This window comes from Stenotrophomonas sp. CFBP 13724, assembly GCF_014841975.1.
Classification (GTDB): domain Bacteria; phylum Pseudomonadota; class Gammaproteobacteria; order Xanthomonadales; family Xanthomonadaceae; genus Stenotrophomonas; species Stenotrophomonas lacuserhaii.
Map to the genome: position 1 here is coordinate 1,710,253 of NZ_JACYUW010000001.1, position 18,658 is coordinate 1,728,910.

At 69.0% G+C, this 18,658-nt stretch carries 16 protein-coding genes and 1 pseudogene; 2 read left to right on the forward strand and 15 right to left on the reverse strand.

What is annotated here, in order from left to right; genetic code table 11:
• The first annotated feature begins 72 nt into the window (after positions 1–72).
• The gene (locus IFT63_RS07470; RefSeq protein WP_192083701.1) at positions 73–2,244 is read left to right on the forward strand and encodes a hypothetical protein; all 2,172 of its coding nucleotides are present in this window, start codon (positions 73–75) and stop codon (positions 2,242–2,244) included.
• An 18-nt stretch (positions 2,245–2,262) separates the two neighbouring features.
• Here IFT63_RS07470 and hisIE read toward each other — a convergent pair whose 3' ends face one another.
• The 11 genes from hisIE to hisS form a co-directional block, all read right to left on the reverse strand.
• Positions 2,263–2,883: a bifunctional phosphoribosyl-AMP cyclohydrolase/phosphoribosyl-ATP diphosphatase HisIE gene (gene hisIE / locus IFT63_RS07475; RefSeq protein ID WP_042612616.1), complete on the reverse strand. Its 621-nt coding sequence runs from the start codon at positions 2,881–2,883 to the stop codon at positions 2,263–2,265.
• A complete protein-coding gene (hisF, locus tag IFT63_RS07480; RefSeq protein ID WP_192083702.1) occupies positions 2,873–3,649 on the reverse strand; it encodes an imidazole glycerol phosphate synthase subunit HisF in 777 nt (258 codons plus the stop codon). The genes hisIE and hisF overlap by 11 nt, the downstream gene beginning before the upstream one ends.
• A complete protein-coding gene (gene hisA, locus IFT63_RS07485; RefSeq protein WP_192083703.1) occupies positions 3,643–4,377 on the reverse strand; it encodes a 1-(5-phosphoribosyl)-5-[(5-phosphoribosylamino)methylideneamino]imidazole-4-carboxamide isomerase in 735 nt (244 codons plus the stop codon). Before hisA ends, hisF begins: the two co-directional genes overlap by 7 nt.
• Positions 4,374–4,979, reverse strand: a complete 606-nt coding sequence (gene hisH, locus IFT63_RS07490; RefSeq protein WP_192083704.1) for an imidazole glycerol phosphate synthase subunit HisH — start codon at positions 4,977–4,979, stop codon at positions 4,374–4,376. Before hisH ends, hisA begins: the two co-directional genes overlap by 4 nt.
• Positions 4,976–6,049 carry a bifunctional histidinol-phosphatase/imidazoleglycerol-phosphate dehydratase HisB gene (gene hisB, locus IFT63_RS07495; RefSeq protein ID WP_192083705.1) on the reverse strand — a complete coding sequence of 358 codons (1,074 nt, stop codon included), beginning with the start codon at positions 6,047–6,049 and terminating at the stop codon, positions 4,976–4,978. Before hisB ends, hisH begins: the two co-directional genes overlap by 4 nt.
• The gene (gene hisC, locus IFT63_RS07500) at positions 6,046–7,140 is read right to left on the reverse strand and encodes a histidinol-phosphate transaminase (RefSeq protein ID WP_042612526.1); all 1,095 of its coding nucleotides are present in this window, start codon (positions 7,138–7,140) and stop codon (positions 6,046–6,048) included. The genes hisB and hisC overlap by 4 nt, the downstream gene beginning before the upstream one ends.
• Entirely contained in the window at positions 7,137–8,432 is a 1,296-nt protein-coding gene (gene hisD, locus IFT63_RS07505; protein ID WP_192083706.1) for a histidinol dehydrogenase, read from the reverse strand. Before hisD ends, hisC begins: the two co-directional genes overlap by 4 nt.
• Positions 8,429–9,340, reverse strand: a complete 912-nt coding sequence (gene hisG / locus IFT63_RS07510; RefSeq protein ID WP_192083707.1) for an ATP phosphoribosyltransferase — start codon at positions 9,338–9,340, stop codon at positions 8,429–8,431. The genes hisD and hisG overlap by 4 nt, the downstream gene beginning before the upstream one ends.
• Positions 9,341–9,354: 14 nt before the next feature.
• Positions 9,355–9,681 carry a YerC/YecD family TrpR-related protein gene (locus tag IFT63_RS07515; RefSeq protein WP_192083708.1) on the reverse strand — a complete coding sequence of 109 codons (327 nt, stop codon included), beginning with the start codon at positions 9,679–9,681 and terminating at the stop codon, positions 9,355–9,357.
• Between the two features lie 172 nt (positions 9,682–9,853).
• A complete protein-coding gene (locus tag IFT63_RS07520; protein WP_192083709.1) occupies positions 9,854–10,123 on the reverse strand; it encodes a hypothetical protein in 270 nt (89 codons plus the stop codon).
• Between the two features lie 20 nt (positions 10,124–10,143).
• Complete coding sequence (gene hisS, locus IFT63_RS07525) at positions 10,144–11,541, reverse strand: histidine--tRNA ligase (RefSeq protein ID WP_192083710.1); 1,398 nt, start codon at positions 11,539–11,541, stop codon at positions 10,144–10,146.
• 143 nt (positions 11,542–11,684) lie between these two features.
• Between hisS and IFT63_RS07530 the strand changes: the two genes are divergently transcribed.
• Entirely contained in the window at positions 11,685–12,404 is a 720-nt protein-coding gene (locus tag IFT63_RS07530; RefSeq protein ID WP_042612520.1) for a helix-turn-helix domain-containing protein, read from the forward strand.
• A gap of 213 nt (positions 12,405–12,617) precedes the next feature.
• On the opposite strand, the pseudogene thrC reads toward IFT63_RS07530, so the two are convergent.
• From thrC to IFT63_RS07550, 4 genes and pseudogenes are all read right to left on the reverse strand, one after another.
• Positions 12,618–13,898, reverse strand: a pseudogene (gene thrC, locus IFT63_RS07535) (threonine synthase); the annotation flags it as partial.
• A gap of 26 nt (positions 13,899–13,924) precedes the next feature.
• Positions 13,925–14,839, reverse strand: a complete 915-nt coding sequence (locus tag IFT63_RS07540; protein WP_192083712.1) for a homoserine kinase — start codon at positions 14,837–14,839, stop codon at positions 13,925–13,927.
• Positions 14,836–17,343, reverse strand: coding sequence for a bifunctional aspartate kinase/homoserine dehydrogenase I (thrA, locus tag IFT63_RS07545; protein WP_342450489.1), 2,508 nt, complete (start codon positions 17,341–17,343; stop codon positions 14,836–14,838). The genes IFT63_RS07540 and thrA overlap by 4 nt, the downstream gene beginning before the upstream one ends.
• Before the next feature lie 355 nt (positions 17,344–17,698).
• Entirely contained in the window at positions 17,699–18,646 is a 948-nt protein-coding gene (locus tag IFT63_RS07550) for a DMT family transporter (protein ID WP_192083714.1), read from the reverse strand.
• Positions 18,647–18,658: the final 12 nt, after the last annotated feature.

Below are 18,658 nucleotides of genomic sequence, written 5' to 3' on the forward strand. Positions count from 1 at the left end.
CCGCCGCGCCTTCACGCCACGGCGCGCCGCCACTGCCGATAGTGGCGGGATTCTTTCCAACTGCGCCCCGCCATGTCCCTGATTCCCGAGCGCCTGCAGCGTTTGCGGCGCTGGCCGCGCCCGGTGCGCATCCTGTTGGCCGTGCTGCTGGCGCTTTATCTGCTGTACCTGATCGCTGGTAATGTGTTTCTCAACACGCCGTTGTTCGACATGGTGACCAACCGCAAGCCGGAGAAATTCCAGCTGCGCAACGGGCCGGCGCTGACCCTGGTACCGGGCCATGCGGTGCTGTGGAACGTGCACGTGCGCGGCCAGGCCAATCGCACGGTCTACGTCTTCAGCGCCGAACGGGCCAGTGCCTTCATCTCGCTGCCGGCGCTGGTACGCCGTGAGATCCACATCCCGCGCGTGGATGCGGTCGGCGTACGCGCGGTGGTTGAGCGCGTGGAAAAAGCGATTCCGCCGCCGCCGCGCGGCAACCGTGGCTGGACGGTGCGGATGGATGCGATCCACAGCGACAGCATCCGCAGCGGCCAGTTCGGCAAGCTGCTGATCTCCGGCAAGGCCAGCGCCACGGTGGGCTTCCTGAAGCAGATGAAGGGGGGCCCGTCCGAACTGTTCGATTCGAACGCCACCTTCGACGATGCGCGGATCAGCTGGGATGGCACCACCCTGCTGGACCAGGCGCATATCGAAGCGCGGGCCAGCTTCCCACGCCACTACCGCGACGACGCGCCGGGGCTGCGCAAGCTCGGCATCCTGACCGCTGAGGTGGCCATCGACGGCCGCAGCCAGGCGGTACGCATCGACACCGCCGGTGCGCGTGCCACGGTGGGCACAGTGCCCTCCACGGCCCGCCTGCAGGGCCAGCTGGCGATGGACCATGGCACGTTGCGGCCCGGCGGACATGTAGTGTGGCGCCTGCCGGTGCACGCCGGCGAACATGCCAAGGACCGTGGACTGCTCGCGCTGCAGCTGGACGTGGCCGATGACATCCGGCTGCAGGCGCGCCTGCCCCGCGATGAGGCCAGCGGCAGCGAACTGGATGCCGACCTGCACATCGCCGGGCGCGAGATCCCCTTCCACGCGATGTCCGGGCTGCTGCCGCGCACGTCCGGGCAGCTCAAGGCGGCGTGGACGTTTGATTCGCTGAACTGGATCTCCGACCTGATCGTGCGCAAGCCATGGTTCCGGCTGGATGGCGGCGGCCTGTTGCGGGCCGACGTGAAGCTGGCCGATGGGCAGCTGGCACCGGGCAGCACCGCGGAGATTCCCAACGTGGCCGCCATCGCCGAGGTGGCAGGGGTACGGATGCAGGGCGATGCGCGGGCGCAGGGCCGGATTGTCGAAGGTCGCACCCCGCAGGTGCATATGCAGGTGGACGTGGACCAGTTCCGCGCCGCGCCGTCCGATGCGCCGTCGCAGGTGCTGTTCGATGGGCGCGCGCTGGTGTTGGAACTCAGCGGCGATGCGCGCCTGCAGGAACTGAAGGAAGGCGTGCGTGCGCGGCTGCGCTTCAACAACGCGCAGGTGCCCGACCTGACGCGCTACAACCGCTACCTGGGCAACGAACAAGTGAAGCTGCTGGGCGGCACCGGGCTGATCAGCGGGGACGTGGAGCTGGACGCCACCGGCCGCATCGGCACCGGCCGGGCCGATCTGAGCGGCCAGAATGCGCGCATGCAGGTGGCAGGCGTGGCGATGCGTGGCAATGCGCTGCTGAAAGCCCGCGTTCGGCGCGCCGATTTCAGCCAGAAACAATTCGACCTGGGCGGCACCACGGTACGCCTGCAGGAGGTGCGCGTAGCCGATTCCAAGGATGCCGGCTGGTGGGGCGAGGTGGCAGTGCGCAGTGGGCACCTGGCCGCCGCGGCGCCGCTGAGCGCCGATGCGGTGGCCGACATCACCCTGCGCGATGCCGGTCCGCTGCTGGATGCCTTCGGTGAGCGCAGCAGCTACCCGCGCTGGGTGCTGGGGCTGGTCGATTCCGGGCAGGTGCAGGCCAGCGGCCAACTGCGGCTTCGCCATGGCCAGTGGGTGGTGGATGACCTGCAGGCAGAAAACGCGCGGCTTTCGCTGCGCGGCCGGCTGGACCTGGGCAAGGCCGGCAAGCGCGGCGACCTGTACCTGCGCTGGGGCGTGCTGGGTGCCGCAGTGGAGCTGGACGGCAAACAGCGGCAGTGGCACCTGGCCGGTGCACGCGAGTGGTACGAACAGCGCCCACGCTACCTGCCCGCCAAGTAAACCGCTTCACCGCCCGGTTCAGCGGTGGCGTGATTCCAGCAGCGTGCGCACGTCCTGCAGGCCCAGCCCGCGCGCGCGCAGCAGCACCAGCAGGTGGAACACCAGGTCGGAGGCTTCGCCCAGCAGGTCGTCGTCGCCCTGCACCACCGCGGCCAGCGCAGTCTCCACGCCTTCCTCGCCGACCTTCTGCGCGATACGGCGGATGCCACCGTCGAACAGCGAGGTGGTGTAACTGCCGGCCGGGCGCTGCGCCTCGCGCGTGGCCACCAGCTGGTCGAGCTGGCCGATGAAATCCTTCGGCGCCTGCGGGAAGCAGCTCTCCGCCCCGGTGTGGCAGGTCGGCCCGGCCGGGCGTGCCCGCACCAGCAACGTATCGGCATCGCAATCCACCGCGATCGACTGCACCGCCAGCACGTTGCCGGACTGCTCGCCCTTGGTCCACAGGCGCTGCTTGCTGCGGCTGAAGAAGGTCATGTGTCCGGTCTGCAACGTGACCTGCAGCGACTCCGCACTGACATAGCCCAGCATCAGCACCTGCAGGCTGTCGGCATCCTGCAGCACCGCCGGCAACAGGCCATCGCCCTTGCTCCAGTCCAGGCGTTCCAGCGCCGGCAGTCCCGGCAAGACTTCAATAGACATCACGTACCTCGATCTGGTGCTCGCGCAGATAGCGCTTCAGTTCTGGAATGGCGATGGCGCCGCTGTGGAACACGCTGGCAGCCAGGGCACCATCGACATCGGCCTGGTCGAAGACCTTGGCGAAGTGATCGGGGGTGCCCGCCCCGCCGGAAGCGATCAGCGGCACGTGGCAGGCCGCACGCGCATGGCGCAGCTGCTCTACGTCGTAGCCGCGGCGCACGCCATCGCTGTCCATGCAGTTCAGTACGATCTCACCCGCGCCGCGTTGCTGCACTTCGCGCACCCAGTCCAGCGTACGCACGGCGACGGCCTGGGTCTTGGACGGGTCACCGGTGAAGCGGCGCACGCGCCACTGGCCATCGGCTTCGCGCACCGAGTCGATGCCCACCACGACGCACTGCACGCCGAACGCTTCGGCCAGTTCGGTGATCAGCTCCGGGCGGCCCAGCGCGGGCGAGTTGATCGAAATCTTGTCGGCCCCGGCATGCAGCACGCGCCGCGCGGTTTCCACGTCACTGATGCCACCGGCCACGCAGAACGGGATGTCGATCAGCCGCGCGATGCGCTCGATCCATCCCACGTCCACGCTGCGGCCATCCGGGCTGGCGCCGATGTCATAGAACACCAGCTCATCGGCCCCCTGGTCGCGGTAGCGCAGCGCCAGTTCGGCGATATCGCCCATGTCCACGTGGTCGCGGAAGCGCACGCCCTTGACCACGCGGCCATCGCGTACGTCCAGGCAGGGAATGATGCGGCGGCTCAACATGCCAGTGCCTCGGCCAGGTCCATCCGCTGCTCCAGCAGCGCCTTGCCAAGCACTGCGCCGCTGCAGCCGGCAGCGCGCGAGGCAGCCACGTCGGCCACGTCGCGGATGCCGCCGGAGGCCTGGATCGCCACGCCCGGCAGCAGCCCGGCCAGATGGCGGTACAGACCGAGGTTGGGGCCGGCCAGCATGCCGTCGCGGGCAATATCAGTGCACAACAGGTGGCGCATGCCGGCCGCGGCGTAGCGCTGGGCCAGGACATCCAGGGTGACGCCGGCGTTCTCGGTCCAGCCGTGGATCGGCAACTGCCACTGGCCGTCGTCATCCTGGCGCGCGTCCAGTGCGATGGTGATGCGCTCCGGCCCGAACTCGGCCAGCCAGCCGATCACCGCCTCCGGCTCGCGCACGGCCAGCGATCCGACCACGACCCGGCTGGCACCGGCCTGCAGGATGCGCTCGACGTCCGCGCAACCGCGCACGCCGCCGCCGGTCTGCACGTGCAGGCCCGCCTGCTGGCGGATCTGCGCCAGCAGCGGCGCCAGCGTATAGCCGCCGGCACGGGCGGCATCCAGGTCGACCAGGTGCATCCACTGTGCGCCCTGCCCGGCGAAGGCCTGCGCGCGCGGCAGCGGATCGTCGCCGTAGCGGGTTTCCTGGGCATAGTCGCCCTGGCGCAGGCGCACCACGCGGCCTTCGCGGATATCAAGGGCGGGATAGACGATGAAACTCATTCGGCGGTGTCCTGCAGGAAGTTGCGCAACAGCAAGGCGCCGGTGTCACCGGAGCGTTCGGGGTGGTACTGCGCACCGAAGTAGCGGCCATGTTCGACCACCGCACTGAACAGCCCGCCATGGTCGCAGGCGGCCACGGTGTGCGCGTTCAACGGGGCGGCGTAGCTATGCACGAAATAGGCGCTGGCGCGTTCGGGGATATCGCGCAGCAGCGGCGACCCGCGCAGCGGCAACAGGCGGTTCCAGCCCATGTGCGGCACGCGGATGCCGGTGGCCGGTACGAGCTTGCGCACGGTGCCGGGAATCAGCCCCAGCGTCTGCACGCCACCGCCTTCTTCGGATCGCTCGAACAGCAGCTGCATGCCCAGGCAGATACCGAGCAGCGGTACTTCCAGCTGGCGCAGCGGCTCGAACAGGCCCTGCGCATGCAGGCGCTGCATGGCCGGCACCGCCGCACCGACGCCGGGCAGGATCACCCGCCGCGCGTCGCGCAGTCCGTCGGCATCGCGCACCAGCCGGACCTGCGCGCCCAGCCGCTCCAGCGCGTAGCGCACCGAACCGAGGTTGGCACCGCCGGCATCGATCAAGGCAACTTCGGTCACAGCGCCCCCTTGGTGCTGGGCAGCTCGGTGCCCTGCCGCGCCACGGCAGTGCGCAGCGCGCGGGCCAGCGCCTTGAAGCAGGCTTCCACCTTGTGGTGGTCGTTGTCACCGCGCACCTGCAGGTTCAGGTTCAGCCCGGCCGCGTCGCACAGCGAGCGGAAGAAGTGCGGCACCAGCTCAGTGGGCAGGTCGCCGACGCGCTCGCGCTTGAATTCGCCATCGAACACGAAGTACGGACGTCCGCTGAAATCCAGCGCGGCGCTGGCCAGCGTCTCATCCATCGGCAGGGTGAAGCCGTAGCGGCCGATGCCGCGCTTGTCACCCAGCGCTTCACGCAGCGCCTGGCCCAGCGCCAGCCCGGTGTCTTCGATGGTGTGGTGTTCGTCGATGTGCAGGTCACCCTCGGCCTGGATGCGCACGGAGATGCCACCGTGCTTGCCGATCTGCTCCAGCATGTGGTCGAAGAACGGCAGGCCGGTGTGGATCCGTGGTTCGGCCTGGGCATCAAGGTCCAGTTCGACACGGATGCGGGTTTCCTTGGTGTTGCGCTGTACCACCGCGGTGCGCGGCGCATCGGCCAGCGCGTGGGCGATGGCCGGCCAGTCCCAGTCACCGCCGAACTCTTCGGTACGCAGCTGGAAGCCGCGGATGTTGAGGTTCTGCGCGAACTGGATGTCGGTCAGGCGGTCGCCCACCATCGCCGAACGCGCCCAGTCGATGCTGCGGTCCTGCAGGTAGGCGGTCATCAGCCCGATACCCGGCTTGCGCGTGGGCAGGTTCTCGTGCGGCCAGCTGGCGTCGATCAGCACGTCACGGAACACGATGCCCTGGCTTTCGAACACATGCATCATCAGCGCGTGCGGTGCATCGAAGATCGCCTGCGGGTAGCTCTCGCTGCCCAGGCCGTCCTGGTTGCTGACGATGACGAACTGCCAGCCCGCGTCACGCAGCTTGATCAGCGCGGGAATGACATCGCGCACGAAGCGCAGTTTTTCATACGCGTCGATCTGGTGGTCGGCGGGCTCTTCGATCAGGGTGCCGTCGCGGTCGATGAACAGGATGGGGGTCATGCAGCGGCCCTCCAGGCCGAGAGCGCGGCAAGCACGCGTTGGTTTTCTTCGGTGCTGCCGATGCTGATGCGCAGCGCATCGCCGAGCTGCGGCGCGGCGCGCTGGTCACGCACCACCACGCCTGCGGCCAGCAGCGCGTCGAACGCACCCTGCGCGTCGTCGAAGCGGACCAGCAGGTAGTTGCCGGCCGAAGGATACACCTGGCGCACGCCGGCCACGGCCGTCAGGGCGTTGGACAGTCGCGCACGCTCCTGCACCACCTCGTCGATGCGGGCGCGGGTGGCGGCCAGCGCGGCCGGCTGCAGTGCCGCCAGTGCCAGTTCGGCACACGGCTGCGGCACCGGATACGGCGCCTGGCAACGGCGCAGCGCGGCGATGATTTCCGGCGCGGCGATCAGGCTTCCCACGCGCGCGGCGGCCAGCGCGTGCGCCTTGGACAGCGTGCGCAGCACGGCAAGATTGGGATGTTCGGCCAACAACGTTGTTGCCGAGCACTGGCTGCTGTATTCGATGTAGGCCTCATCCACCACTACGATGGCCCGGCCCTGCAGCGCCTGCGCGGTGCGGATGATGTCCGCGCTGCTGATCTCACTGCCTGCCGGGTTGGATGGCGAACACAGGAACACCAGCCGCGCACCCTGCCCGCATGCGGCGGCGATCACCGCATCGCTGTCGACCTGCAGGCCGGCGGGGCCCTCCACCAGCGGGACCTCCAGCAGCGGTGCGCCCTGCAGCCGCGCGCAGACCGCGTACATGCCGAACACCGGCGGCGTGGCCAGCACCGCATCCACGCCAGGGCGGCAGAAAGCGCGCACCAGCAGATCGATGGCTTCATCGCTGCCGCGCCCGACCAGCACCTGTTGCGGCGTCACGCCGTACAACCCGGCCAGGGCCTGCAGCAACGCCGGCGGCTGCGGATCCGGATAGCGCCGGCTGCTGCCAGTGGCATCGGCCGGATTGGCCCATGCCGATTCATTGGCGTTCAGCCACACATCCCCCTGCAGCGCCGTGCTGCGCGCCGAGCTGTAGCCGGCGAAGGACTGCAGGTCCGGTCGCAGCAGCGCCAGCACGTCCTGCACGCTCGCGCTCATGCCACCACCTCCATGCGCAGCGCAACCGCACGTTCGTGCGCGTCCAGGCCTTCGGCGCTGGCCAGGATGCGCGCACATCCGCCGATGGCGGCGATGCCCTCGGCGCTGGCGCTCTGCACGCTTATGGTGTTCTGGAAGCTGGCCACGCTGACCCCGCTCCAGGCCCGCGCCGCGCCGGCGGTGGGCAGCACGTGGTTGGTGCCGCTGCAGTAGTCACCGAGCGCTTCGGGGGTGTAATCGCCGAGGAACACCGAACCGGCCGCCTGCACCTGGCCCAGCCAGGCGCGCGGTTCGCGCAGCGCCAGGATCAGGTGTTCCGGTGCATAGCGGTTGCTGATATCGAAGGCGTCCTGCAGGCGCTCCACCTGGATCAGCCGGGACGCGCCCAGTGCCTGGCGTGCGATGGTTTCGCGCGGCAACAGCGCCACCTGGCGCTCCACTTCGGCTTCCACCGCCTGCAACATCGCGGCATCGTCGGTCAGCATCAGCACCTGCGAATCCGGGCCGTGTTCGGCCTGGGACAGCAGATCGGCGGCAACGAAGGCGGGGTTGGCGCCGGCATCGGCGATCACCAGCACCTCAGACGGACCGGCCGGCATGTCGATGGCCACCATGCCGTCCTGCGCCACTTGCTGTTTGGCTTCGGTCACGAAGGAGTTGCCCGGGCCGAACAGCTTGTCGCAGGCCGGTACGCTGGCCGTGCCATAGGCCATCGCGGCAATGGCCTGCGCGCCGCCCAGCTTGAACACGCGCTGCACGCCGGTCAGGCGCGCGGCCACCAGGACAGCGGGGTCGGCACTGCCATCGGCGCGCGGCGGCGTGCACAGCACCACCTGCGGGCAGCCAGCCAACGCCGCTGGCACGCCCAGCATCAGTGCGGTGGACGGCAGCGGCGCGCTGCCCGCCGGCACATATAGACCGACCCGGCCAATCGGCCGGATCATCCGCTCGCAGTGCACGCCCGGCGCGGTTTCCACCGCATAGCCCTGGCTCATGCCGGCTTCGTGGAAACGCCGGATGCGCGCGGCGGCTTCTTCCATCGCCGCGCGCAGCTCGGCGGCCACGGCCTGCTCGGCTGCGTCGAACTCGGCGGCGGTCACTTCGATGTCATCCAGCTGCACCCGATCAAAGCGGGCGGTGATCCCACGCAGGGCCTCATCGCCGTCGGCACGTACCTGCGCGATCAACGCGGCTACCGCTTCGCGGGTCTGCGCGGCGACGGCCTGCACGGGGCGCTGCAAGGCCTCGGCGCGGGCCAGTTCATTGAGTTCCGACCAGTTCAGACGGTTCATGCCAGCGACCGCTCCACGCTCAATACCATCAGGCCCTGGGCGCCTGCGCGCTCCAGGTCTTCCAACCGCTGCCAGGTCAAAGCGCCGTGGCACATGGTCTGCAGACGCAGGTGCCCGCCGTCGTCGGGAAGCTGCACCAGCGGGTCGGCATCGGGCAGCAGGCGGGTCAGTTCGGACACGCGGTCCAGCGCGGCGCGGAACATCAGCAGCTTGCTGTCGCGCACCTTGACCACGCCATCCAGCCGCCGCAGCAGCATCGCCATCAGGCCGGCGCGGGCGTCGTCGGGGGTTCTTACCGGGCCGGCCAGCACCGCTTCGCTTTCCAGCAGCGTTTCCACCGGCTTGAGCTGGTTGGCGGCCAGCGTGGCGCCGCTGGATACCAGATCGCAGATCAGGTCGGCGGTGCCCAGACGCGGCGCGATTTCCACCGAGCCGGACAGCTCCACTACCTGCGCATCCACGCCGCGCGCGGCCAGCCAGTCGGCCAGGATCGCCGGGTAGCTGGTGGCGATGCGCTTGCCGGCCAGCTGCTCAACGCCGGTCCATTGCCATTCCTCGGGCACCGCCAGCATCAACCGGCACTGCCCGAAATTCAGGCCACGCAGCGCCTGGTAGGCGTCCGGCAGGCCGATCCGGCGGCGGGCAGCACCCTGCTCGTCCAGCTCGTTGCGGCCTACGATGCCGAAGTCGCAGACACCATCGGCGATCAGCCCCGGGATGTCGTCGTCGCGGACCAGCAGCAGGTCCACCGGCAGCGATTCGCCGTAGCAGAACAGCTTGTCGCGGCTCTGCCGCCAGCTCAGTCCGCAGGCCGTGAGCAGGCTGCGCGCCGGCTCGGCCAGCCGCCCGTTCTTCTGAATGGCGATCCGCAGGCGGTCACGGGCCGGGGCGTTCTGGGTTGCACTCATGGGGGGAGGCTCTCTTACTTGGATTCGGGAAACGAAGGCGTGGCAATGACAGCAATGGCGGCGGCATAGCCGCCGTGGCCATGCTCCAGCGAACGCGCCACGCGCCCGGTGGTGGTAACGCTGACGCCGGTCAGTTCATGGATTTCGCGATACGGCACGCCCTGCTGCAGCAGCGGCACCACCTTCCAGCGGTCCGACAGCGCCTCCAGCTCGGCCGGCGTGCACAGGTCGCGCAGGAACGCGGTGACCTGTTCGGCGCTGGACAGCGCGGCGAGGGCCGCAGCCAGGCAGGCCAGATCGGCCTGGGCGTCTTTTTCTCGGGGAGCAGGGCGTAGTTTCATCGTATCAATGTAATAGCGTGCTATTACATTAGCGCAAACCGTGGTGCAGGGTCAAACCGGGCTGCTGCTGGGGCCGGTTGATTCGGGGACGGAAACGAAAAACGCCCGCTGAGCGGGCGTTTGTATTGGTATCGGGTGGTCAAGTGCGTACCGACGAACGGTCGTTACCTATCTAACGGCACCTTACCTCGGCGCGGAGGGCGCCGCTGCGCAGGCATTCGCCGAACAGGCTGCCCTGGCGGCTCGGGACGGACTGGATGGCCTCCAGCTCCCCTGCCCCGTCCGGGCACTTCTGCGCGGCCAACCCGCGCAGGTCACGCTGCAGCTGCTCCCGGTCGAACACGTGGCAGCGGTCGGCCGTCAGCTGGTACTGGCCCGGCCCGATGCGCTGGCCATGCAGCGCAGGATCGGTCCGGCACGCGGTCAGCAGGAGCAGCAACATTGCCGCCGCCCCCAACCGCCTCACGGCATGACCTTGGCCTGCTCCAGTTCCACCTGCAGGGTGCTGGCCAGGTCCTCGCGGGAGACCTCGAACTGCTGCTCCCGCAACAGGTCCTTCACCGCCACCACGCCACGGGCCAGCTCATCCTCGCCCGCCAGCACAACGAAGCGGATCCCGGCCTTGGCCGCGTACTGGAACTGCTTGCCGATCTTCTTCGGCTCCATCTGGACTTCGGCGTTGATGCCACCGGCGCGCAGGCGGCGGGCGATGTCCAGCGACTGCGGCAGGCTGGCCTCGTCCATCAGCGCGACCAGCGCGTGCACGCTGCTGTCTTCGATCCCGGCGATCAGGCCGGCTTCGCGCAGCTGCCAGAACAGACGGGTCAGGCCGATGGAAATGCCCACGCCCGGCAGCTTGGACTTGCTGTAGTGGCTGGCCAGGTCTTCGTAACGGCCACCGGAGCAGATCGAACCGATCTGCGGGTGGTCGGTCAGCGTGGTTTCGTACACGGTGCCGGTGTAGTAATCCAGGCCGCGCGCGATGGAGAAATTCAGGCAGTACGCGGTTTCCGGCACGCCCAGCGCCTTGACCAGCTGCAACACTTCGCGCAGCTCGGCCACGCCCACCCTCAGCGTCTCGCTGGCGGCCGGATCAGCCAACAGCGCATCCAGCTGCGCCAACGCGTCGGCATGGCTGCTGGAGCGGACCGCGACGAAGGCCAGGATCCGCTCAACCTGCTCGGCCGGGATCCCAAAGCCTTCGCCCACCAGCGTTTCGCGCACGTAGTCGGGGCCGCGCTTGTCCAGCTTGTCCACTTCGCGCAGCACCGCCAGCTGGCGCTCGCCTTCGGCCACGCCGAGGGTTTCGAAGAAACCACGCAGCAGCTTGCGGTTGTTCAGCTGGACGGCGAAATCACCGATGCGCAGTTCCGAGAACACCGCGTGGATCACCGCCAGTACTTCGGCGTCGTAACGAATGCTCAGCGCATCCTTGCCGATCACATCGATATCGCACTGGTAGAACTCACGGAAGCGGCCGCGCTGGGCGCGCTCGCCACGGTAGACGCGCTGCATCTGGTAACGACGGAACGGGAAGGTCAGCTCGTGCTCGTGTTCGGCCACGTAACGCGCCAGCGGCACGGTCAGGTCGAAGCGCAGCGCCAGTTCCGGCAGGGAGGTATCACCGGCCTGCGCGGCATTGGCCAACGCACCGGTGGACTGCACGAAATACACCTGGCGCTCGGTCTCGCCGCCGGATTTGGTCAGCAGCACATCGGACAGCTCGAACACCGGGGTTTCCACCGGCAGGAACCCGAACCGCTCGTAGTTGCGGCGGATGACGTCCAGCATGCGCTGGAACGCAATCTGCTCGCGCGGCAGCAGTTCCATGATGCCGGGCGGGGTACGGGGCTTGATCACGTGGGGCTCCTGCGAAAAACGGGGGGGGAAGGACAAGGGCGGTTATTGTAGCGGTTGCGCCGCCTGCCGCGCCCGCGCCAGGCCAACGGGGGCGCATGGCGTATCATGAGCACTTCCCTTGCTGCGCGCCTCGTCCCCACGCCATGTCGCGTCCTGATCCCGCCCCCGCCGGCTGTACCACGCTGGACTGCACCCACTGTTCGGTGCGCCACCTTGCCGTGTGTTCGGCGCTGTCGCCCGAAGAAGGGCAGGCACTGGAAGCGGTGACCGTGTCCCAACAGGTCGCCATGGGCGCGACCCTGGCGCGCAGTGGTGAGCCGCGCCAGCATGTCTACACCTTGACCCACGGCGCATTGCGGCTGGTGCGCACGCTGTCCGATGGCCGCCGCCAGATCACCGGCTTCGTGCTGCCCGGCGATTACCTGGGCTTGAGCAGCAGCGACCATCATCGCCACGACGTGGAAGCCATCGCCGACAGCCGGGTCTGCCGGGTATCGGTGGCGCACATGCGCGAGCTGCGCAGCCGCTACCCGCACCTGGAACGCAAGCTGCTGCAGCGTGCCTGCCAGGCGCTGGATGACGCGCAGGATGCCGCATTGTCGCTGGCCCGCCTGCAACCCACCGAAAAAGTGGCCGACTTCCTGCTGCGCCTGGCCGAGCGCGAAGCGCGGCTGGGCGGTGACCCCCTGCGGGTTACCCTGCCGATGGGCCGCGGTGACATTGCCGACCATCTCGGGCTGACCATGGAAACGGTCAGCCGCACCTTCACCCGCTTGCGCCAGCAGGCGTTGATCGCCCTGCCCCACCTGAACGTGGTGGAGCTGCTGGACGAACCGGCGCTGCGGACGCTGGCAACCGGGTAAGGGGCTCCACGCGGGCGGCAGCTGGGGTGCAGCCGGACACCGGCCGCGCTGCGCGCTCGCCGACCATGGGTCGGCGCTACCGCACTCCGGCGCCATGTGGTGGTCTGGGCGCTGGCCGACCGTGGGTCGGCGCTACCGTGCACCGGCACCATGTTCTGGTAGCGCCGAGCCATGCTCGGCGGCTTCTCGTTCCGGCATCGGGAAGCCGGCCTGCAGCACCGTACGGAATGCTGCATAGTCGGCTGCCAGCGGCTCGGCATGTGCTGGCCTGCGCAGCAGCGCGCCCAGCGTCGGCGGCACGGGCAGCGCCTCGCCGATCAACGGCTCCACCACTGATTCGAACTTGGCCGGGTGTGCGGTGGCCACCACCGCCCAGTCCCCCTTGGCTCCCTTGGCGCGCAGCGCGTTGAGCACCGTGACCGCAGTGGCGGTATGCGGGCAGAACACTTCGCCACTACCGGCATGCGCGCTGGCGATGGTCGCGCGGATCGCCACGTCATCCACCGCCTCCGCGGTGAAGGCCTGGCGCAACGCCGCGTCATCGCCGTTGAACAGCCAGCGCAGCCGTTCGAAGTTGCTCGGCGTGCCCACATCCATGGCGTTGGCGGTGGTGGCCACGCTGTGGGCGGGTTGGTAGTCAGCGCCGGCGAAGTAGCGCGGCAGCACGTCGTTGGCATTGGTTGCCAGCGCGATGCTCCCGATCGGCAGGCCGATGCCCCGGGCCAGGATCGCGGCCATCGCGTTGCCCAGGTTGCCGGTCGGGATCACCAGGTTCAGCGCTGCCCTGCCCGCCTGCTGGTGCTGGAGTGCGGCGTGGGCGTAGTAACTCATCTGCGGCAGCAACCGGCCCAGGCTGATGCTGTTGGCCGAGCTGAGCGGAACCATAGCCTGCAGCTCGCCATCGCCGAGTGCCTGCTTGACCAGCGCCTGGCAGTCATCGAACGAACCGGCAACGCGGAAGGCCTGGATGTTGTCGCCGAAGCAGCCCAGCTGGTGCGCCTGGCGCGGCGACACCCGGCCATCGGGATACAGCACCACCACGCGCAGACCCGGCTGGCCGTGGAAGGCCGCCGCCACCGCCGCACCGGTATCACCGGAGGTGGCTACCACGATCGTCAGCGGCTTCGACTCGCCATTGCGCAAGCGTGCCAGAGTGGCGGCGAGGAAGCGCGCACCGACATCCTTGAACGCGGCGGTCGGTCCATGAAACAGCTCCAACACGTGGTCACCGCGACGCGGCAAGGCACGCAGCGGTACCGGGAAATCAAAGGCTTCGGCGCAGATCGCCGGCAGCGCGTCGGCCAGCGGATCGCCTTCGAAGAACGGTGCCAGCACCTGCGCGGCGGTCTGCGCCAGGCTCGGCGTGGCGATCCATTCGCGCGGCGCGGGCAGCTGTTCGGGCACGTACAGGCCGCCATCCGGAGCCAGCCCGGCGGCGATCGCCGCACTCAACGAAACGGCCGGGGACTGGCCGCGGGTAGAGACAAAGCGCATCGCACGATCCTGTAAGGAAGAAGAGTTCACAGCAGCACCGCCGCCGGCGCCGCCAGCGAAGACACCCAGGCCTGGCTGTCGAAGCCGGCCGCAGAGAAGGCCGCCTGCACCGGCGCTGCAGCGGCTTCGGCACTGGCCTGGTCTTCGAACCAGGCGAACACACTGGGGCCGGCGCCGGAGATGCTGGCACCCATTGCCCCGGCCGCCAGCGCGGCATCACGCGCGACATCAAAGCCGATGATCAACGGCGCGCGGCGCGGCTCTATCAGCACGTCGCGCAGGCCCGCGCGCACCAGCGCGGCGTCGCCCTGGTGGCAGCCGGCCAGTACCAGCGCCAGGTTGGCGCTCTGCGCCACGAAATCGCCCAACGCATAGCTGCCCTGCAGCGCGGCGCGCGCGCGGCGCGTTTCCAGCACCGCGTCCGGGTGCACCAGCAGGCTGTGCCACTGCGCCGGCACCGGGATCGGCACCAGCCGGTCGGCGGTGCTCAGCACCAGCCCACCCAGCAGCATCGGTCCCAGGTTGTCGCCGTGGCGGCCGCCGCTGGCCACCAGTTCGCCTTCCAACGCGAAGCGATACAGCGCGTGCCGGTCCAGCGGACTGTCCAACAGTGCATTGGCGGCTACCAGCGCGGCCACGCACGAGGCCGCCGAGCCCCCCATGCCGGACCCCAGCGGAATGCCCTTGTCGATCTCCACGGCGAAGCCGAACGGCAGGTCCAGCCCTTGTTGCAACGCCAGCAGCGATGCACCGGCCGTGTTCAACGCAGCCTCCCGTGGCAACGGCACGTCGGCCCCGCGGATGGCCTCGATGCACACCTCGCGCTCGGCGATGCGGCGCACCGTCACCGTGTCACCGATACCGGCGATGGCATGGCCAAGGATGTCGAAGCCTACCCCGACATTGCCCACCGAGGCCGGTGCGAAGGCACGTGCGATCACAGGCGCGCTCCCTCGCCCGCGGCCACCCGCAGCAGATCGGCGAACACGCCGGCCGCGGTGACTTCCGGACCCGCGCCCGGCCCTTGCACCACCAGCGGGTTGTCGCAGTAGCGCCGGGTGCGGAACTGCACCACGTTGTCGGTCAGTTTGAGGTTGGCAAAGGCATGGTCCACCGGCACTTCGACCAGCCCGACCGATGCGCCCTGCGCTGACAACGCGGCGACGTAACGCAGCACGGCGCCGCTTTCGCGCGCCTGCTGCAGGCGTTGAAGCAGCGCCTCATCGTTATCGCCCAGGCGCTGCATGAAGTCGTCCACGCTGCCGGCACGCAGCGCCTCGGGCACCAGGCTTTCCACCTGCACCTGTTCCAGGCTCAGCTCGCGCCCGGCTTCGCGCGCCAGGATCACCAGCTTGCGGGCCACGTCGATGCCGGACAGGTCATCGCGCGGGTCCGGTTCGGTATAGCCCATGCCACGTGCCTGCTCTACCAATGCGGAGAACGGCTGGCTGCCGTCGAAGCGGTTGAACAGCCACGCCAGGGTGCCGGAGAAGATGCCTTCGATGGACAGCACTTCATCGCCGGTATCGACCAGGTCGCGCAGCGTGGTGATCACCGGCAGGCCGGCGCCGACGGTGGCCTCGTAACGGAAGCGCGCCCCGCTGGCCGCCGCCGCAGCGCGGATCGACTGGTAACGCGCCAGCGGCCCGGAGCCGGCCTGTTTGTTCGGCGTCACCACATGGATGCCGGCCGCCAGCCAGCCTTCGTAGCGCCCGGCAACCTCGGCACTGCCGCTGCAGTCGATGACCACCGCATGCGGCAGGTGCGCTGACAACAGGTGCGCGGTGAAGGCATCCAGGTCACTGGCCGACGCTGCATCGGCGAGGGCGGCGCGCCAAGGCCCCTGCAACGCGCGCGGGGCCAGGTGCATGCCGCGCCGGGACGCCACCGCGCGTAGGCGCAGGTCGATGTTGGCCTTGCCCAGCAGCTGCGGCTGCGCGGCCTGCAGCTGGTCCAGCAGCGCCGCGCCGACATTGCCCGGCCCGATCACCCCGACCGCGAAGGTCTGCGGTGACAGCCAGAATCCAGCATGCGCCGCGCGCAGCGCGCGCGTGGCATCACCGCTGTCCACGGCCACTGAAATATTGCGCTCGCTCGAGCCCTGCGCGATGGCCAGGATGTTCACCTGCGCCCTGCCCAGCGATTCGAACAGGCGCGCGGCCACGCCGGGCTGGCCGGCCATGCCGTCACCCACCGCCGCCAGTACGCTGACCCCGCCGCGCAACTGCACGCGCTGGACCTGGCCGACCGCCAGCTCATGCGCGAAGGCCTGCAGCAACGCGTCACGACCGCGTTCGGATTCGTTGCCGCGGACCACGCAGCAGATGGAATGTTCGGAAGACCCCTGCGAGATCATCACCACCGACACATGCGCCTGGCGCAGCGCGGAGAACACCCGCTCGGCCGTGCCCGGCACGCCGATCAGGCCGGTGCCTTCCAGGTTCAGCACGGCCAGTTCCGCGCTCAGGGTCAGGCCCTTGATCGGTCCACGCACCGAGCGCTCCGCACTGATGCGGGTACCGGGATGCTCGGGTTGGAAGGTATTGCGGATCAGGATCGGCAGGCCGCGCAGGATGGCCGGGGACATGGTCTGTGGGTGCACCACCTTGGCCCCGAAATAGGCCAGCTCGCAGGCCTCGTCATAGCTCAGCGCCTCGAGCTGCACCGCTTCGGGCACCAGCCGCGGATCAGCCGACAGCACACCATCGACGTCGGTCCAGATCTGCAGCTCGTCGGCATTGAACAGCGCTGCGAAGATAGCCCCGGAGTAATCACTGCCGTTGCGGCCGAGGGTGGTGATGCGATCGTGGCGGTCGCGTGCGATGAAGCCGGTGGCCACGACGCGCTGCTGCACGTTCGCCTGTCGCCACACGTGCAGGCGCTGTGCGCTGGTTTCCCAATCGACGTTGACGCCCAGCTCGCCGTGCTCGACCACCAGCACCTCGCGTGCATCCAACACTGCGCACGGCTCGCCGCTGGCCAGGAAATGCTGGCCCAGCAGGTGCGCCGAACAGACTTCACCCAAGCCCTGCACGCGATCAAGCACTTCCTCGGGCAGGCCGCCGATCACCGCCAGCGCGGCCAGCAGTTCGGCGAGTTCATCGAAACGGGCATCGAGCCATTCCACGCTGGCGCCGGCGTGTTCGCCGAGCAGCGACGCCGCCGCGCCGCGATGGCGGGCGCGCAGGTCATGCCAGTGTTCGCGCCACTGCGCATCGCCGGCCGCGGCCAACCGCGCCAGCGCGATCAGCGCATCGGTCACGCCCTTCATCGCCGACACCACGGTGACCTGCAGCGCTTCCGGACGCGCCTGCAGCAGTCGCGCGACGTGGCGGTAGCAGTCGGCATCGGCGACGGAGGTGCCGCCGAACTTGTGCACCACCACGCGCGGTTGCGCGGCGGAACGTGGCGGAGCGGAATCGGCGGACGGTGCAGCAGCGGCAATGGACATGGTGACCTCGGTGGGAGGCCCCGCATCGCGCCAGTGGAAGGTTTCCCCGCCACCTGGTTCGGTGCGGGGCCGTGGTTTTCGTGAGTTACGCGAAGACGACGGACCGCACCCTGCGGGTGGTGGTAATGGTGGTAATGGTGGTGGTGCCGGCCGTGGAGCTCGCGCGCAGGCCTGCCGCGGAAGCGGCGAGGAGCGAGGCGAAGGTGGCGGAGGCAAGGACCATGACGCTAGAAAACACCGCCGGGCAAGCCGCTGTCAAGTGCTGCAGTGCAAAAGATCACGCACCTTTATCAGCCGCCAACGCCGGCGAAAAAGGTTGCATCGGAGACGAAGCAGGCCGCTCTAGGGTTCAACCCGCATGTTCAGCAATCGCCGGTGGTGCACGGTGTGCGTGCGCGCACCACAACACGCCCGCCACCAGGCAGCCGATGGCAACGGTTTCCAGCACGGTCGGCCAGCGGCGTTGCCAAACGAAGCCATATAGCAGCGCGAAAAGGGTCTCGAACACGATCATCTGTCCGGTCAGGGTCAGCGGCAGCAGGCGGCTGGCGCGGTTCCAGCAGGCGTTGCCGAGCAGCGAGGCGACTACCGCTACGCCCGCGCTGACCGCCCAGAACAGGCTCCACTGGCCGGGCGCGTGCACCGCCCCGTTGAACACGAACGCCGACGGCACCAGCAGCAGCGCCAGCGCACCGGTGACCACGCCGGTCAGCAGCGACCAATCGTGGGCGGACAGATCGGGACGGCGCGCCAGCCATCGGCTGTTGCCCACCGAATACGCCGCCCATGAAAGCAGCGCGCCAAAGGCGCACACAAGACCAAGCACGCGCTGCCGCCACGGCGTCTGCACATGTTCGGACACCAGCGCTTCATAGCCCACCAGTGCCACGCCAAGCAGGCACAGCAGCAGCGCGGGCGCCAGCTGGCGCAGCTGCACCGCGCCCTCTTCGCGCACCGCCACCAAGGTCACCACCACCGGAATGAGCCCGACGATCAGCGAAGCAGCGGCACCGCCAGCCCACTGCACCGCCGTGGCCAAAAGCAGGAAATACACCAGGTTGCCGGCCAGGCTCAGCCACACCAGTCCGCGCGACTCGGCCATGCCGAGCTGCGGTGCCAGCCGCTTCCAGCGCGGCGCCAGCAGCAACAGCGCGACCAGCCCGTAGATGAGGTAGCGCCCGGCCGACAGTTGCAGGGCATCAAACGCCAGCAGCACCGCAGGCGCCAGGAACACCACACCCCACAGCGCACCGGCCATCACGCCGTTGCCGATCCCCACGCCCATCGAACGATTCATCGCACACACCTG

Coding starts and splice junctions, on each gene's coding strand:
- IFT63_RS07470 (WP_192083701.1), top strand. CDS start 73: ATGTCCCTGATTCCCGAGCGCCTGCAGCGTTTGCGGCGCTGGCCGCGC.
- hisIE (WP_042612616.1), bottom strand. CDS start 2,883: ATGTCTATTGAAGTCTTGCCGGGACTGCCGGCGCTGGAACGCCTGGAC.
- hisF (WP_192083702.1), bottom strand. CDS start 3,649: ATGTTGAGCCGCCGCATCATTCCCTGCCTGGACGTACGCGATGGCCGC.
- hisA (WP_192083703.1), bottom strand. CDS start 4,377: ATGAGTTTCATCGTCTATCCCGCCCTTGATATCCGCGAAGGCCGCGTG.
- hisB (WP_192083705.1), bottom strand. CDS start 6,049: ATGACCCCCATCCTGTTCATCGACCGCGACGGCACCCTGATCGAAGAG.
- hisC (WP_042612526.1), bottom strand. CDS start 7,140: ATGAGCGCGAGCGTGCAGGACGTGCTGGCGCTGCTGCGACCGGACCTG.
- hisD (WP_192083706.1), bottom strand. CDS start 8,432: ATGAACCGTCTGAACTGGTCGGAACTCAATGAACTGGCCCGCGCCGAG.
- hisG (WP_192083707.1), bottom strand. CDS start 9,340: ATGAGTGCAACCCAGAACGCCCCGGCCCGTGACCGCCTGCGGATCGCC.
- IFT63_RS07515 (WP_192083708.1), bottom strand. CDS start 9,681: ATGAAACTACGCCCTGCTCCCCGAGAAAAAGACGCCCAGGCCGATCTG.
- IFT63_RS07520 (WP_192083709.1), bottom strand. CDS start 10,123: ATGTTGCTGCTCCTGCTGACCGCGTGCCGGACCGATCCTGCGCTGCAT.
- IFT63_RS07530 (WP_042612520.1), top strand. CDS start 11,685: ATGTCGCGTCCTGATCCCGCCCCCGCCGGCTGTACCACGCTGGACTGC.
- IFT63_RS07550 (WP_192083714.1), bottom strand. CDS start 18,646: ATGAATCGTTCGATGGGCGTGGGGATCGGCAACGGCGTGATGGCCGGT.